The organism is Gordonibacter sp. RACS_AR68 (genome assembly GCF_030418485.1).
GTDB lineage: Bacteria > Actinomycetota > Coriobacteriia > Coriobacteriales > Eggerthellaceae > Gordonibacter > Gordonibacter urolithinfaciens.
Window position 1 is genome coordinate 536,890 of sequence record NZ_JAIPUP010000002.1, and the last position, 16,092, is coordinate 552,981.

14 protein-coding genes are annotated in these 16,092 nt (G+C 54.7%); 3 read left to right on the forward strand and 11 right to left on the reverse strand.

Features of this window, described 5'->3' with window-relative positions:
* Positions 1–139: 139 nt before the first annotated feature.
* Positions 140–1,207 (reverse strand): DMT family transporter, encoded by a 1,068-nt coding sequence (locus tag K9U15_RS06945; RefSeq protein WP_227115617.1) that lies wholly within the window; start codon positions 1,205–1,207, stop codon positions 140–142.
* Between the two features lie 202 nt (positions 1,208–1,409).
* Here K9U15_RS06945 and K9U15_RS06950 point away from each other — a divergent pair, with 202 nt between their 5' ends.
* Positions 1,410–2,312 carry a LysR family transcriptional regulator gene (locus K9U15_RS06950; protein ID WP_096227884.1) on the forward strand — a complete coding sequence of 301 codons (903 nt, stop codon included), beginning with the start codon at positions 1,410–1,412 and terminating at the stop codon, positions 2,310–2,312.
* Between the two features lie 118 nt (positions 2,313–2,430).
* Positions 2,431–2,664 (forward strand): helix-turn-helix domain-containing protein, encoded by a 234-nt coding sequence (locus tag K9U15_RS06955; RefSeq protein ID WP_096227883.1) that lies wholly within the window; start codon positions 2,431–2,433, stop codon positions 2,662–2,664.
* Between the two features lie 725 nt (positions 2,665–3,389).
* Here K9U15_RS06955 and K9U15_RS06960 read toward each other — a convergent pair.
* From K9U15_RS06960 to loaP, 10 genes are all read right to left on the reverse strand, one after another.
* Positions 3,390–4,433: an N-acetylneuraminate synthase family protein gene (locus tag K9U15_RS06960; protein ID WP_096227882.1), complete on the reverse strand. Its 1,044-nt coding sequence runs from the start codon at positions 4,431–4,433 to the stop codon at positions 3,390–3,392.
* 29 nt (positions 4,434–4,462) lie between these two features.
* The gene (locus K9U15_RS06965; protein ID WP_367316877.1) at positions 4,463–6,094 is read right to left on the reverse strand and encodes a cytidyltransferase; all 1,632 of its coding nucleotides are present in this window, start codon (positions 6,092–6,094) and stop codon (positions 4,463–4,465) included.
* Positions 6,095–7,855 (reverse strand): hypothetical protein, encoded by a 1,761-nt coding sequence (locus K9U15_RS06970; RefSeq protein ID WP_123649842.1) that lies wholly within the window; start codon positions 7,853–7,855, stop codon positions 6,095–6,097.
* Positions 7,856–7,876: 21 nt separating this feature from the next.
* The gene (locus tag K9U15_RS06975; protein WP_096227880.1) at positions 7,877–9,280 is read right to left on the reverse strand and encodes a lipopolysaccharide biosynthesis protein; all 1,404 of its coding nucleotides are present in this window, start codon (positions 9,278–9,280) and stop codon (positions 7,877–7,879) included.
* Entirely contained in the window at positions 9,277–10,614 is a 1,338-nt protein-coding gene (locus K9U15_RS06980) for a hypothetical protein (RefSeq protein WP_123649841.1), read from the reverse strand. Before K9U15_RS06980 ends, K9U15_RS06975 begins: the two co-directional genes overlap by 4 nt.
* 1 nt (position 10,615) lies before the next feature.
* Complete coding sequence (locus K9U15_RS06985) at positions 10,616–11,758, reverse strand: hypothetical protein (RefSeq protein WP_123649840.1); 1,143 nt, start codon at positions 11,756–11,758, stop codon at positions 10,616–10,618.
* Between the two features lie 8 nt (positions 11,759–11,766).
* A complete protein-coding gene (locus K9U15_RS06990; protein ID WP_096227877.1) occupies positions 11,767–12,648 on the reverse strand; it encodes a glycosyltransferase in 882 nt (293 codons plus the stop codon).
* Positions 12,645–13,277 (reverse strand): sugar transferase, encoded by a 633-nt coding sequence (locus K9U15_RS06995; RefSeq protein WP_123673908.1) that lies wholly within the window; start codon positions 13,275–13,277, stop codon positions 12,645–12,647. The genes K9U15_RS06990 and K9U15_RS06995 overlap by 4 nt, the downstream gene beginning before the upstream one ends.
* Positions 13,270–14,049 (reverse strand): sugar transferase, encoded by a 780-nt coding sequence (locus tag K9U15_RS07000; protein WP_301155830.1) that lies wholly within the window; start codon positions 14,047–14,049, stop codon positions 13,270–13,272. Before K9U15_RS07000 ends, K9U15_RS06995 begins: the two co-directional genes overlap by 8 nt.
* 79 nt (positions 14,050–14,128) lie before the next feature.
* Positions 14,129–14,653: an antiterminator LoaP gene (loaP, locus tag K9U15_RS07005; RefSeq protein ID WP_123673906.1), complete on the reverse strand. Its 525-nt coding sequence runs from the start codon at positions 14,651–14,653 to the stop codon at positions 14,129–14,131.
* A gap of 776 nt (positions 14,654–15,429) precedes the next feature.
* Here loaP and K9U15_RS07010 point away from each other — a divergent pair.
* Positions 15,430–15,990, forward strand: a complete 561-nt coding sequence (locus tag K9U15_RS07010) for a hypothetical protein (protein WP_123673904.1) — start codon at positions 15,430–15,432, stop codon at positions 15,988–15,990.
* Positions 15,991–16,092 lie beyond the last annotated feature (102 nt).

The following is a 16,092-nucleotide window of genomic DNA, read 5'->3' on the forward strand; positions in this document are numbered from 1 at the left end:
TCGGTCCTTCGCGACCGGAGCGCCTTCTACGGTCGCACGCCGGGCGCCCGCAGGGCTTTTTCCGGCCGGACGCCCCGCACCGCTCTTTCCGGCAGCGAGGCCCGCATCTTTTGGCGCGGGCCTCGCTGCCGGAAGACCGTCATTCCTGCTCGTATGCCGGATGCGGAGGAACGAACGCCGCAGGCAGAGCCACCGCCCCGCGCACCGACGTGGCAGCCGCATAGGCGGGCTCGCCCAGCGACGCCGGCTCGCCGCCGAAGGCAGGCGCAGGCGCTGTCGCGGGAAGCGCATCCGCCGCAGCCCCTTCTGCTGCACCGGCTTTCTCGTCCAGACGCCCGTCCACCCAGGTCTCCGCCACCACGCACACGACGATGACGGCCGCGCCCACAAGCCCCGCCGTGGAAAGCGTCTCGTCGAGCACGCCCCACGAGAACAGCGCCGTGAAGATGGGCTCGCCCGTGAGCAGCATGGACACGGTGGCGGACGGCAGCCGCTTCAACGCCATGTTCTGGAGCGCGAACGTCAGGCACGTGCTGGCCAGCGCCAGGAACGCCACGGTTCCCCACGCGAGGGGCTGCACCGCCGCAACGTCGAGCGGCCGGTCGAACAGCAGCGCGCCGGCCAGCGAGAACACGAACGTCGCGAATATCTGGGTTGCCGACACGGTGACCACGTCCATGCGCGCAAGCCCCCGCTCGCCGAACACGAGCGCGCCGGCCAGCGACACAGCCGTGAGCAACCCGCAGAGCTCGCCCCAACCGAACGCGAACGACCCGCCGCTCGAGCACAGCAGGTACAGCCCGCCCACGACCGCCGCCTGGAACGGCAAGTGGACCAGCCGGTAGCGCCGGCGCAGCACCACGGCTGCCAAGATGGGCGTGAACACCACGGGAAGCGCCATGAGGAACCCCACGTTCGTGGCTGTGGTCAGGTCGAGCGCCACGTTGCAGGAGATGTACGACACCGCCATGCACAGCGCCGCCGGCAGCCAGTCGCCCAAGCGCGCGCCGCGCAGCCCCCGCACGATGCGCGGCCCGAACAGCACGGCGAACACCGCCGACGCCAGCCCGAAGCGGATGGCAAGCGCCCAAAGGGGCGAGATGCTCTCGTAGGCGAGCTTCGTGAAGGCGCTGCCGGAGCCGAAGATGACGGTTTGCAGCACGACGCTCGCAATGCATATCCCGCGTATGTCCATGATGCGCGCCACGTCCCGCCTCCTCTCTTGTTTCCGCCCTGTCGTTGGACAGCGCAGAGCAACGCCCTGTCGCCTGGCAGGGCCCTCGGTCTCTGTTCCGGATTGCACCTATGGTATGCTTAGTCCAATTGAAAGTAAAACGAGACTTTCTTTATACAATTGAAAGTATTTCTTGTTACTACCGATCACAGCTTTACGAAGGGGATCGAAAACCATGGCCAACCAGAAATACGAGGCGTTCCTGAAAGTTTTGGAGACCGGCAGCTTCAAGGAGGCCGCGCGAGAGCTGGGCTATACGCAGGCCGGCATGAGCTACCTGGTGAACTCGCTGGAGAAGGAGCTGGACACCACCTTGCTCGTGCGCGACTACGGGGGCGCACGGCCCACTGCCGAGGGGGCGGACCTGGCACCGCTCGTCCAGGACGTCTGCAATGCCGAGCGCCGGCTGCATGCCCGCGCGGCCGACCTGCACCATCTCGAGGGCGGCAACGTGCGCGTGGTCACGTTCACCAGCACGGCCATCCAATGGCTCCCCGGCATTGCCAAGAAGTTCGGGCTCCTGCACCCCTCCGTCGAGCTCGACCTGGCCTGCATCGACGATCAGGCCGAACTCGAGGAGGCTGTATGGAGGGGCGACTACGACGTTGGCTTCGCCGTGCTGCCCGTCAGGCTGAACCTGCGCACCGTGCCTCTCGCTCGCGACCCGCTGCTCGTAGCCGTTGCGCCCGACCACCCGCTGGCGAAAGCACCCTTCTTCCCCACCTCGGCCCTGTCCAGCGAGCCCTATATCAGGCTGGAGAGCGGAGCTTCGTCGGAGATGGACGGGGTGTTCCGCGCAAACGGCGTGGAACCGCGCGTAAGGTTCTCCATCGTGAGCGACTATGCCGCCATGTCGCTGGCAAGTGCCGGCCTGGGCTTCAGCGTCCTGTCCTCACTCATCCTCGAGAACGCCCCCTTCCCCCTGGCCGCCCTGCCGCCCGAGGTTCCCGTCGACCGCGAGATAGCCCTCTGCCTGCGCCCAGGCGAAGAGGCCAGCGCCGCAGCGAGGGCGTTCGTGGAGGTTGCGCAGGCTTGGGTTGGGGAAGAGCGCGCCAAGGGCGCGCCTCCGAGCCGCTAGGGGCGCTCCCCTCCCGCACGTTCTCCCGATTCGCCCGACCCCGCAGAATGCCGCCCATAGCGAGTCAACTTATAGCGGGCCTTAGGGAATCATGGGAGGAAAAGGCGAAAGGGGCGGCATGAGCGACTACGACATCCGGAGCAAGATAGGCCTGCGCATCAAGGAGCTGCGCGCCGAGCGCGGGGTGAGCCAGGAGGAGTTCGCCAACCTCATAGGCATGTCGCGCTCCTACTTCGGCGAGGTGGAGACCGGCAAGCGCAACGTGGCAGCGGTCAACCTGGAGAAGATAGCCAAAGGCCTCGGCGTGTCGCTGGCGGAGTTTTTCGACTCGGAGTTCTTTGGGGAGAGGTAGGTTTCAGCCGAGCCCAACAATCCAACCATCGAGCAGCCAGCCAAACATCGAGAAAACCACCCCGCAATGAAATTATCACTTTTTCGCTGACATAATGACATGGGGGGGGGTAGCAACCGCTCGCCGACCTCCTAGCTGATAAGCCGCTCAGAGGGTTCTCGTATGTGCACGACACCCACTCATCACTGAAGGCAGTATCGAGCGAAAAGGGCCTTGGCGCGTTCGACACCTTTGGCGTGCTGTACGGAGCGACGGAGAAAACCGAGCAGCTAATTCACCAACTCAAATCGGCAATACCGCGTCAAGTCCAAAGAGGCACATGCAAGCACCATCGAGCAGCTTGGAAACGACTTCCTTTCCAAGCAGAAGTCGAAACATCGAGAAGATTCAGAGCACTGTGCAAACTTTAAAAAGGCGCTCAAACAGATAGGATTCGGAGACAACAGCTACCGTTTCCCCGTGGAGCGGAACCCCGACTACGCCAAGCACCACGACAACGAGATCGGGCTGTTCGCCACCGCTCTCATGGATTGATACGGCCAAACACCTTGCAACTTCCCTCTGCCATTACAGACATAACATGCGGACGTACCCGATCCGTCCCAGTAACATACTGCCGAAAACCCGAGTAAGGGCAACTGAACGAAGCTAGTGGCAAAATCCCTCCGCAGCACAGCCCCTCACTCAACATAGAATCAATACCATCTCATTCAAGTCGAATCAACCTACACCATATTCCATGTAAGAACAGTGTCCTCTGCAAGATCCATCTTCACCGTCCGCCCAATTATCACGTCAACAAAGGCGGGCGCAATACCTGTACCCGGGCGTTTGGGCATCAGGTCGTCCACACCTATAACCTCGCCTGTATACATATCGCGTGTCAGCACCAGCGAGCGCCTAGCCTCACGACGGGACTCCTCCTCGCAGGGCAACACTACCTTGTCTGCGCTCCCCAGCACACTATCGATAAGTCGGAAGTTTTCAACCGCATGCTTAAAATCGGCGATATCACCCGAATGATAGTGGTCGTTGCCAGAAAGACCTTTATCCAACGTGAAGTGCTTCTCGATCACTTGCGCTCCCAATAGATATGCCGCAGAAAGCACCTGCATGGCGGAGTCGGGTGCCACGTGGTCCGAATACCCCACCTTATGCCTCGGAAAGTCTTGGGCAAGTGTTTCGATTACACGTAAGTTCGCATTAGCTGGGTCCGTAGGATAACTCAGCACACAATGCAAGATCGTAATGTCTGTGCAACCCGAACGCTCCAAAGTCCGCACAGCCTCGTCCACTTCCGACAACCAGCTCGCCCCCACGCTTAGCACCACGGGCTTTCCTTTTGAACCAACATGCTCGAGAAAGGGAAGGTTCGACGCATCCGACGACGATATTTTATAGAAGTCGACATAACGTTCTAGATAGTCAGCACTGGCATAGTCGAACGGCGTAGCGGTAAAGTCCATCCCTTTGAAGTGTGCATATTCGCAAAGTTCTGCAAACTCGGCTTCGTTGAACGAATCATACTTCTGAAATAACTCGTACTGGGTCTTAGTAGGCTCTTTGGTGATGTCCCAATAAGCCGGCGAGTCCTTCGATACGATGGTTTCCGCCTTGTAGGACTGAAACTTTGCGCAGTCGCAACCCGCCTCCGCCGCTCCGTCGATGTAGCGCTTGGCAGCATCTACGGGAGATATCCCCTCAACCTTCGCAGTGTCATAGAAATTGACACCCATCTCGGCGATCAGATACGGGGTTGTGGCTCTCATTTCGCTCCTTCCGTCATTTGGATGCGGTTTTAAAGACTATTTATAAGGCCCATGACGCGCCTGCGGCCATTACGCAGATCGTGGGAAAGCAGCATGTCCTGGAAACGCTGGCGCGCTTCGCGCGATAACGTTAAGTACATATCAAGATTCGATTTCAGAATTTCATCGGGAGGATTTAAACCCAGATAGGTAAAACCGTTCTCGTTGCAAACAAAGCCATGCTTCTCCTCTCGTTTGTTCTGAGCCATCGCAATGGACGGGATTCCCATGAGCGCAAGTTCATAGCCGGTTCGACCACGAGAGGTAACAGCCACATCGCACGCGCTCATGAGCTCTGGCATGTTGGCCATGTCGTAGAGGACCTCAATGTTCGGCAGCGAGTTATATTCCAACAACCCATCGACATTGTGCTTCGCGCGTCCAAGCACTACGGTGAAATCCACATCCTCGTACTTGTCGTCCCCTGCGACAATGGCGAGCAGCCTGTCTGAATAGTTCTGCGGGTCGGCACCCCCAAATGACACAAACACACGCTCTACCCTCTGCTTGATCTCGATAGGATGGTAGAATAGAAAGGTTTTCGACGAGATGTAATACCTCTCACCCGCTTTAACATGAGGTAATTCATCATCATGATAGAGAGCGTTGAATACAAGGTCGGCCTTAAGAGCCCCTTCTCCATCATCCTCAAAATTTACAATCTTCGCCTCGGGAACTACGGAGCGCAATCCGATCATATAGTCAATGGAAGTGGAAAGTATATCGTTTACGAAAAGAGTGTAGTCCTTGTTGCGGCAGCGTTCGAACAGATCAGCGATACCGTCCACACCGATGAGCTCGTGGGCGGTACGACCAAACACAATCGGATCGGTCTGGTTCACATCGTAATAGATATCGGGCTTTGAATAGAACTCATCTGCCATCTCAAGAGCACGATAGATATGCCCGATGCCACGCATGTTATTGCCGTTCACATAGATGGCAACGCTTTCACGCCTCAAGTGCGCAGTCGCGCATCGCAGGTCGTCGAACGTGTCCACATCTATCCCCTCACCAGACGGCACCTCGAACACACCTACCTTTTCGCCAATACGCGTCTGCGGCGTCACAACAGAGGCACGCGAGATCACAAATGCCCCGGTTTCCGCATAGTCAGCAGGTAGCCACTGGCGATTCAGCCGCTCGGCATAGTTCGGGCTTATGCCCCCTTCAGCATTCTCTCCCCACGAAAGGCGCGGATCGTTCACAACAGAAATGAGAGTATCGAAGTCTCCGTCAATCGCACGCCGAATAGCAGAGTCCAGCGTCGCAGTCGTAAGCGTCGGTGATGTTGGCTGCATGGTGACCACCCAGTCCCATGCGCCCTCGAATGCCGCATCTGCCACCACCGCATCGAGCGCCACGTCGTCGGTGCACAGTGCAGCCTCCCTCCAATGCACCCGTGCACCCATCTGCTGAGCAATGATGCGCACTTCAGGGGAGTCCGTCGTCACAACCACATTGGTAACGAACTCGGAATCAAGTGCATTTCTAATAGCATAGTACACAAGCGGGCGCCCTCCCACCAAGCGTATGTTCTTATTGGGAATGCCCTTCGATCCCGCACGTGCAGGAATGACAGCAAGGATGCTCATTGTCGACATTTCAGAACCGTGTCCCATCTACTTGAATTCGAGATATCGCTTGCTTTCCATACAGTCGACGACGCGTTTAGCCTCCCAAAGAGAATTCATGCGCGAAGGGCTCATATTCCATATACCTTCGTAATCCCTTGCGCTAGGAAACAGCTCATAGAACCACTTGCAAGGACTCGTCATATCTTCAAGGAACGCTTTGCGTATGGCGGGGTGCCTAGAGTACCAGTCGTCTGTCATAATGCCGCTGCCGCGCATCGCGAAGGCAACTTTCTGTGCGAACAGGGACAGATTCGATTGATTCATCTTGGTAGACCCAAACGTTTCCTCGCCGATTTCTGTGTATTCCGGCATTTTCGCGGCAATAAGCTCCTTGAGAACGCGCCTCTCTTCAACGAGCGGAGCATCCCACCTCAAAGCATCGCGAATCAGAAAAGGCGTATATATTGTGTAACTCTTTTCAGTACCGAGTCCGCTCTCATAAGCTCCGTTGCGACCCGTTGGGCCAAGCGCTCGCGTCCTATAATCCAGCGTGATATCGGCCGGCCTATAACCTCGCAAAGCGCAATCTTCTACGAATGAGCGTACCTTTCGCGCTGTCCTCCCATAAGCCCCCTTTCCAACGATGGCATCCCACTGCTCGCGGTTCTTGCCGCCCTCGATATCAACCCCACTCGCGCCCAACTGACGCATCTGCTTTCGAAAGGAATTTTCCGTATAGGCATAGGCCCTTACCTCGCCAATGGCCAAATGAAGAAGATATGCGCACAAGTCATCGACGCTCATCTTGTCCGAATGGTTAAACGCTGAAACTCCCACGAGCATAGGCCCTATAGCCTGCCCCCCTCCGACAAGCACGTCGAATCTCGGGCGCCCTTCGCTTTCGTATTTATAAGCGTTCGTGTAATGTCCCCCAGTGCCAAGAGGTTGGTTTTCGAGCATTAAATCCATCTTCGAACGAATAGAGTGGGGTTGCCACTCAACGTTGCAATAGTTGGTTCTTGAAGTATTTGCGAGCTCATGTGCCCTTTTCAAACTCGATGCAAGCAGAACTCCGTGGGGCCTCGCCTTACCAACGTTGAAGCATTCCAGCTCGAGCCCAGCATCCGACAAATAATGAAGAGCAGTTCTTGAATCAAGTCCGCCGGAAAGCCCCAACCCAAAAACAGCATCAGGATGCCTCTCACCTAAGCAACAAGCCATATGTCTCATGGCTGCATCGAACTGTTCAACCGCCTCATCCACGTCCACAATATCGCCGCTTCTCCGGATATCACCATAGGAATGCACGTCGAGAGCCCATGAGCGCGCATCGAATCTCCCGATGCAGTTCGCCCCGAGCCACTTGAGGTTCTTGACAGGAGTTGAATGATCGCAAGGAAATCCCCCACCCATGACAATCGATTCAGCCAGAGAGTCCTTGTCAACACCCTCAAAACCGGGCTGTATTCGCTTCAACACACCCCATAGCGAATCAGAAAGAACAAGACGATCATTAGTATGGTAGTAAAACAGAAGCTCCCTGCCGCTGATGTCGGCAGCGAACACGCAGCTCTTTTCATCATAAGTGACCGCATAGAGCGCCGAGCAGCCTTCGTTCAGCCGATCTGGCTCCTCCTCCCATTGGCTACTAAAAAAGTCAGATTCGCTGCACTCAAACAACTCGCCAACGAAGAATGACTTCCCATTGGAAGATCTCTTCAAACTCGACGGAACAGAACGCTCAACAACATCGGATTCAAGTAAAACTTCGCCGTCGAACCGCCTTCTATAATCAATGAAAAACAAGAGAATCACCCCTTATCGTCATCAAATAATCGATCGATTCTTCTTGAACCTCACAACAAGCAGGACGCATAGGACTAAGCTCAAAGCCCAGCGCGCTGCGAGTACATCGACAAGAAAGGTGAGTGCAGCGGTTGCACACACGCAAGCTATCACATAGGGAGCAAACCATTTAAGCGTCATAGTGTATTCGTCTACCATAATCCGCGCGGATATATGATGCATGACAAAGAGCAGAACGAAGGCCGCGCAGGTCGCGACAGCCGAGCCAACCATCCCCCAAATTGGTATCAAAAAGATGTTAAGCGCAATGTTGAAAGCCGCCGCAACAAGTGTCGCAAGAGCTATGCCGACAGTATTGCGATGGTAAAGCTCGCAGTTCAGCGGCCATGTATACAAAAACTGGAAGAAATAGCCAGCTATAACCACCGGCAAGATAACAAGACCCGAGTAATAATCCTGCGTTCCGAGCAACTTCAGAATTTCCGGCGATACGCACATCAATATCACAGTGATTATCAGCACATTCAACGTATACCTACGCTCATGAGTTTTCAGTGCGTCCTCATCGCCTTGCGCCTTCAGCTCATAGTATTCAGGCTGCCAAGCTGCCCCAAGAGATTGGGTAATCACGCTGATAGGCAAGGCAATATTGTATACAAATGAATATATTCCCGCCGCATCCGAACCAACCATCGAATTGAGCATAAGACGGTCACTCTGATTGATCACAAGATAGGCTATGCCGTTGAAGATCATCGGAATGGAAAAGCTGAGGCAGAATTTCCATTGCTTGGGTGCAACGAACCTCTTTCCTTTGAAGAAAAAGAACACGCACACACCCACACCAACGGCAACGGTTGGAACAGAATAGCCCCAAACACGATCAAAGTAAGAATTGTCACATACAGAAAACAAAATGAGCAAAACAGACAAACCGATCTGCGCGAAAGCCAGGATACAAGATATGAGCAGATCGCCAGGAGCATTCTTAATCGCCGAGCAATAGCATTTACGAAGATTCGAACATGTTAAAAAAAACGCAGTGATTACAGCGAGCAACCAAACACCCTGATCAAGGTTCAGTAAAAACGCTACTGGCTCGATGAATATTATCGACAGAACAAGAACCACCAAAAAGACAACCAGGTCAAGGAACAGGATCGACGAGCAGTAGGCCTTTAAACTCTCTTTTCCGTACGTCAGCTTCGCATTTTGAATCGTTCCTTCTATCCGAAGGCCAATTATTTGCGAGACGAGCGCCACCCAGGTGATATATACACTTGCGAGACCATAGTCGGAAGTGCTCATCATCCGTACAAATATTGCGGAGGCAAGAAAATTGGAAGCGCCTAACACAAAGTTTCCAACTGTGTAAATGAATGCTCGCCCGGAAAGACTATTATTCATCTTCTGAAGCAAGCTCATCGAGCCACCTGCCCCGAAGTGGCCGTCCTTTTGCGGTTTCTCGTGATTCCAATCGCAAAGGAGCGTAAGGGAATTTCACTGCTAAGCCCGATCATCACAAACGCAAGGAGTCGAAAATCTCTGAAGAAACCAGAAAGGAAAAGGCTCCCGATAAAGAAGGCGACAAGGATCGCCTTACCTTTTTCTCCCCATTTAATCTTGCTGAGAAGATGGGCGACAATGAAGTAGTAAAAAATTGCGAAGAGCAACCCTTCTTTCAGCACAAGGTTTAAAACCTCTTCGTGCGGTTGAACCAGTCGATATCGTCCGCTTATAAGGTAGTTTGCGGTACTTGAATAATCTGTTGACGAAATACCAAGCTCGTCAAATACATCACTATCGTACCCGTAAAACAAAAAATCAGGGGTTCTTGTCATCAATTCAAAACAATATACGTTTGAATTCATGCGGATTGCGTTAGATGAGTCGTTTAAAGACTCTTTGTACGACGACGTACCGTCCTCCACGATCACATTAACCCAGAAATAGCTAAACCCAATGATGACAATCGTGGAAACAGCGAACACACAATAGAAGAACTTTGCGGTCAGTTTTTCGTCGATCTTTTGGTCGCGAAGCCATGACGCTTTACGGAGTTTTAACATCGCTAGTAGCGAAAGGGCAACAACAATCAAGCACATTAGAATGTACTGCCTACCAAAATACAGGAATGGGTAGATGCTGCCAAGAATTAGCCCTGTTTTCCAACCCTTCTTGTAAGCTAAGCAAACCAGAAGGAACATAGCAACTGCGGTGTCGTTATTGTCCGGTACGCCAAAAAAGACAGGAGAGTAAAACAGCCCCTGAAACGCACCTTCGATGCTCGAAAAGAAAGCAGGCGACACAAGATACATCACAAAAGTACCCGCGACCACCACCATGCTTGCCCAATAGAACACCTTGGTGGCAGACTCCATTTCATTAACCTTCAGAACTGCAACAAGGATATATACGTCCATAAGCAGCAAACAGAACTTAACGAGCTGTTCCTTAGAATACGGGCTAAATGCAAGTATGACCAAAATGGAAAAGCAGAGTCCGAGAACAGCGCCGTTAAGCTTCACATTGCCCACACGAGAAGTCTCTTCAGATCCATTTAAGTGCAATAGAGCCAGCATGACCATAAGCGCCGTGTAAGTCACATAAAGATATACAGTCGATATTTGAGTGAAGAAGCGGATAAACATGAACAGCAGTGTTAGGCACCAAGCCCACTCGCCCGGGACCCACTCGACAATGCGTTTCTTCCTAGTGCTCTTCGAACGCGGCATACCTAAACGCATAGTATTTCCCATATCACACCTCAAACGGCAACTGCCCAAGGCGCGGATTGCTTCGAAGAGATCGCTGCCTATCCTTCGACCTAGCGCGATACGCCTCCTCGCAGACAGCGAGGAGACCGCCCATCTCATCCCTTGACCTAACTTTCGAGAAGCCCCAATAACGCTCCAGCAACTCGCGCTGTTTACCGGTCAGCGAGTCAGTCAACACGGAAAATTCAGCAGCAACCTCGGCCTTCTCCGCTGCCTGACTTCTCGCATAGGCATTGTTGAACTCAGAATCATCGAGCGCGCTATCGGAACCGTAACGCTTCTCTTGATCGAAAATATAATGTGGCCTTTCGAGATAACCGCAGTAGCCTACTTGCGTTCCCACGCTGTTGGACATAGCGAGATCGGCAAGAAAAATGAGGCTTCGCTGTCGCGCCAGAAAAAGCGCATCTTCGCGATAGCCCGCAGTGACCACATGATAGCCAAGGCCCTCGTAATCTCCAGCAACGCCATTCAATAAATCTCGGTAGTAGAGGCAGATCAGAACACTATCAATTTCCTGCTCCCTCTTCACCCGTTCGATTTCTGAAACGAGACATGCAAGCTCGTAGGTGACCTTCACTCGATCCACCGAATGGCTAGGGAAGACAAGGAGTGTCTTCCCTAGCTCATCACGCGCTTTTTCCATTTCAATTTCGTCGAGGTAATCCGGAGCGTAAGCAATATACGGACCCACCATCGCCACCGGCACATCAGATACAGCTCGGATATGTTCCAAGCGGGCAGGACTGAAGGTGATGAGACATGGAAGCCCACTTCCCTCGAGTTCTTGCCCGTTTACGTAACTGCCGAAATGGACACCATGTTCCACGCATGCTTTGATGCAACTCTGCGCTCCAGAGAACGTGCGCAGAGCTTCCCCTATGCCATAGAAGCTATTAGCTCGATAAACTTCACGGGAGCACTCGAAACGAAAACCCATTGTAGCGCGCCAATCAAGGAGATCGGATGCAGTCCGGGCGGCAAATCCTTCCCGTGCATTCACCCGCCGTGCCGCCCACGCATAATAACATTCTGCAAGACACTTGCGCAGCGCCTCATCCCAGATAAGAGCCCTTGTTGCCTCATTCACCGCAAAACGCAACCCGCTTTTCACGTTCCTGATCACATTCACAGCTACTCAACCACCCGTAAATCTGCAGGGGCCGAAGCTCGAAGAAATCTCTTGTAGACCCAAGTGCGCAGAATATTTGGCATGAGACAAACTAGAATATGAGGGGTCGTACATGCCAAGAACTCGAGCAAGCCGTAGTCTCTACGTTTGAGGCAAGCCGACTTGAAGCGAAGCATATCGCGCATGTAAGAAAATCCACCTCTACGCGCATAGAAATCTCGACTTACGCGCACATAGACAAGCGGCTCTTGGATATTATGGAAAACACATCCTGTATTTTTTAGCCGCATATACAGGTCATAGTCCTCGAAGTATGGCATACACTGGTAACCGCCCGCCTTCTTCAAAATGCTTTTTCGATACATAAGCGAGGGGTGCCTGAAGGGGCAACGTTTTTGGCCAAATTGGACTATTTCTTCATTGGCCTCTGGCAGATCAACCAGTGAAACGATGTTGCCTATGTTATCTTCGAATTCCAGCACCGTGCTTCCAACACAACCAAGCTCCGGGTGACATTCAAACAGGGTGAGCTGTTTTTCCGCACGATCAGGAATCGACCAATCATCAACGTCCATTCGCATGATGAACTCATTGCGACATACAGGAATGCCGACACTTAAGGCATGCCAAAGACCCTTGTTCTCGGGATAGCAAAAGAATGTAAAAAGACCGGGATAATCATTGTCGTATTCACTTAGAACACCATCCAACTCTTCTGTCAAAGGGCCATCCTTGACGACGAGAATCTCATCTGGTTTGACCGTTTGAGCTAAAATGCAATCGAGACAGTTTTTAAGAAATGCGGCATTTTCTTTGTAGTAAACACTGATCAGACAAGAGTAGGGCGGAAACACTCCACCCCGACTCCGATTTTCTGCCGTCATCGCCCGCTCCTTCTCTTGCCGAACATAGCCCCGAACGTGCCGAGGAAGCAGCGGGCGTCCATCTTGAAGCCGGCGTTGCGCACGTACTCAAGCTCGATGCGCTGGCGCTCACCCGACTCGAAGGTGGCGTCGTTTCGCGTGGTGGCCTGCCAGAGGCCCGTGATGCCCATGGGGACGCTCAGGTACTCCTCCGCGTCATCGCCGAACCAGGCGAGCTCGTCTTGCGTGATCGGCCTGGGCCCGATCACCGACAGGTCGCCTTTGAGGACGTTGAGGAACTGGGGCACCTCGTCAAGCGAGGTGCCCCGGAGAACCCTCCCCACCCTTGTCACGCGGGGATCGCCCTCCACCTTGCGCTCCTTCTCCCACTGCTCCAGCTGCTCGGGCGTCAGGTGCCTCGTCACGTCATCGGCGTCGGCGACCATGGTGCGCACCTTAATCACGCGGATCAGCCTCCCGCCTTGGCCCACGCGCTCCTGCGAGTAGAGCGGAGCGCCCGGCGACTCCGCGGAGATCATCGCGCACAGCACCGCCATAGGCGCTGCGAGGAGGACGATCGCAGCCGCGCTGAACGCTATGTCGAAGGTCCTTTTGCATGCCCTGTAGAAGAGGCTCCCGTTCCTAGCCACGGGGCGTCACCGCCCGCAGCAGGGTCGGAGGGGCGCCTCTAGTAAGCGCCCCCCCCGTGAGCATGATTCCGACCGTGCGGGCGATCACCTTGAGATCAGTCAATACGCCCTGCTCCTCTATGTACTTGAGGTCCAGCTCCACCATGTCGTCGAAGGTCGTGTCGCTGCGGCCGCTCACCTGCCAGTAGCCGGTGAGGCCGGGCTTGACGGAGAGGCGGCGCATGGCGCGCTCGTCGTACTGGGCGACCTCGGAGGGCAAAGGCGGGCGCGGGCCGACGCAGGAGAGCTGCCCGAGCAGGCAGTTCAGGAACTGCGGGAGCTCGTCTATGGAGTGCTTGCGGATGAACCGGCCGATGCGCGTCACGCGGGGGTCGTCCTTGATCTTGAAGAGGGGGCCATCAGCCTCGTTGAGGTCCTGCAAGTCGGCCAGACGGTCGTCGGCGTCGGCGTGCATGCTCCTGAACTTGAACATGTCGAAGGTCTCGACCTCGCCACTCTTGCCCACGCGGCCCACGCGCTTCTGGGAGTAGATGGGGCAGCCAGGACTCTCCAGGCGGATGGCCAGGCACAGCAGGAGCGATGGCACCAGCAGCACGGCTATCACACCCAGCGAGAAGACGATGTCGAACGCCCTCTTTAGGAAGCGGTATGCAAGCCGACCCTCCTCGCGAGAATAAGCAGCACGCGCGACTTCGGGATCGACAAAGGGGTTTTCGCCAACTGCGACGGCGGCAGTTCCGTCATCAAGAAGTGAGAGGAAGGGACAATACACTGCCGGCGACGACTCGGACAACTCGACATCGAAGCCATCGAAAGGGAGGGAGGCCTCAGCCGACAGGTTGGGAGAATCTTCAAACTGGTTTGTTGTTGTGTTTTCTGACAATCTCTAGTCCGACTTTGAGGTTCAGCTTGCGGCCAAACATCGTTGTTTCCACGTATGCCAGGCGCTTGTGGCGGTTGATCTTCTTGACCAGGGCGGTTTGGTGGACCAGCGGGCCTTTCGTTATGCTGATCTCGTCGCCTTCTATCACGCCCCCCGACATTTCCACCACGCGGTGGTCTTTGGTCGTAAAGGAATCGATGAAGGCTATCTCATCTGCGTTAAGGGGAATGAACGCGTTGTCGTTTCCCAGGAGCTTGGTGAACGCGGGAACCTTGCGGAGCTCGTCCGCGGCCTGGTCAACCTTATCGGTAATAAGGAACAGGTATCCGGGAAGCAGGATCTCGGAGCGGCGCTTCCACTCGCCCTTGATCTTCTTCATGATCTCGTACTGGGGGATGAAGCACTCCTGCAGCACGTCATCATCGACGAGCTGCTCCACCAGATGGAGGACACGGCGCTCCCTGCCGCCGACGACCTGCACGACATACCACATAGCCAGCCTCCTGCCGAAGGGCCTCTACAAAAGTAAGGCTTCGCCATGCGCCGAAAGGCGATGCGAAACGACAACGTTATTCATCCTCCTACTCGCAACGAGACGCGCACCCAGCGACGATCCCTCGCTTGTAAGATATGCCCGGCGGTTCAACCGCCACGACCGGAACGACTCGAAAGAAGCGGAGGGGCGCGCACGATCAACTTGCGCTCGCGCAGCCCTTTATGATTTCCGCGGATTCGCTTCGTCGTTTTGGAAAGCACGTCCCTACGAGAACGCAGACATTCCAAAACCGGCCTTTTACCAGCCGCCATGGAAATACAACTTCAAATGCATAGCAAAAGATTATGTATTCCCTGATAAAACTGGCGGTTGTCATTATAAATGATAGGTTGAGGTTTACAGTTTAGCAACGCCAAATGTGAAGATTCTTTTTCCAGGAGTCGTTTTTCTCGATCAAGCCCCCCCCCCGCTTTTCCTCAACCAACAATTTCAGAACGGTTGTACGAACCGGTCTTATATGGTTGTCGTATGGAGAATCTGCAAGCCGCCTCTCCCCCCTTCCCCGCCATTGACGCCGGCAAGCTGCCCGCAACCGTTGGCGAGCCTCTTTGTTGCACAACACGAAGAACGCCCCGTTAAAGAGGAATTACTACGTTTACGAGGCAAAAGATCAATTTCTCATTGACAAACGCGTCGAACGGCCGCTATCATTCAGAAGGGTAAGGCTGTAAAACTGTGTTCGCGTGAAGAGCACCCAAGGAAAGAAGGATTTAATGAAGAAGAGGATTGCAGCGATTGCTTGTGCTGCAGCTCTCATGCTTGCGCTTCCGACGCTTGCATGGGCAGCCCCGAGCCCGAGCGGCAATAATGAAACGGGTAACGTTGGCGGCATCACCGTTACCGTCAAGGCCGAGAATGGCACCGTCAGCGCGCCTGTCGCCTCTGACAAGCCGGCCAAGACGGTTCCCGAGGGCGTTACCCCGCTGATGTCGTTTGTGGTCGACGGCACGGGCACGAACGTGACGTTCTCCTTTAACGTTGGCAGCCAGTACGCCAACCACGCTTTCACGGTCTACGTTGAGCATGGCAACGGCGAAGCCGGCGAGAACATCACGGGCGTTGTTGCCTCCGACGGCACGCTGACGTTCACGGCCCCCAGCCTCTCCATCTTCTCCGTGGTGATCGGCGACGTCGTTTCCTCCTCGACGGCCAACACGGGTTCCACCTCCCCGCAGACCGGCATTGACCTCGGCACCGTTGCCGGCGCCACCGTCGTGACGGCCATCGCCGCCGGCGCTGTCTTCGTGGCCCTGCGCAAGAAGGTCACCGAGTAGCAAGCACACCGCAAGTCTTATATAGAACTTGTATCGAAGAGACCTGTTTTACAACAGGTCTCTTCTTTTATGGGCAAACGGTTTGCTACCATAGCCTCAACA

Excerpts from the sequence above, each read along its gene's own strand:
- K9U15_RS06950 (WP_096227884.1), top strand. The coding sequence starts at position 1,410 with ATGGCCAACCAGAAATACGAGGCGTTCCTGAAAGTTTTGGAGACCGGC.
- K9U15_RS06955 (WP_096227883.1), top strand. The coding sequence starts at position 2,431 with ATGAGCGACTACGACATCCGGAGCAAGATAGGCCTGCGCATCAAGGAG.
- K9U15_RS06960 (WP_096227882.1), bottom strand. The coding sequence starts at position 4,433 with ATGAGAGCCACAACCCCGTATCTGATCGCCGAGATGGGTGTCAATTTC.
- K9U15_RS06965 (WP_367316877.1), bottom strand. The coding sequence starts at position 6,094 with ATGGGACACGGTTCTGAAATGTCGACAATGAGCATCCTTGCTGTCATT.
- K9U15_RS06975 (WP_096227880.1), bottom strand. The coding sequence starts at position 9,280 with ATGAGCTTGCTTCAGAAGATGAATAATAGTCTTTCCGGGCGAGCATTC.
- K9U15_RS06980 (WP_123649841.1), bottom strand. The coding sequence starts at position 10,614 with ATGGGAAATACTATGCGTTTAGGTATGCCGCGTTCGAAGAGCACTAGG.
- K9U15_RS06990 (WP_096227877.1), bottom strand. The coding sequence starts at position 12,648 with ATGACGGCAGAAAATCGGAGTCGGGGTGGAGTGTTTCCGCCCTACTCT.
- loaP (WP_123673906.1), bottom strand. The coding sequence starts at position 14,653 with ATGTGGTATGTCGTGCAGGTCGTCGGCGGCAGGGAGCGCCGTGTCCTC.
- K9U15_RS07010 (WP_123673904.1), top strand. The coding sequence starts at position 15,430 with ATGAAGAAGAGGATTGCAGCGATTGCTTGTGCTGCAGCTCTCATGCTT.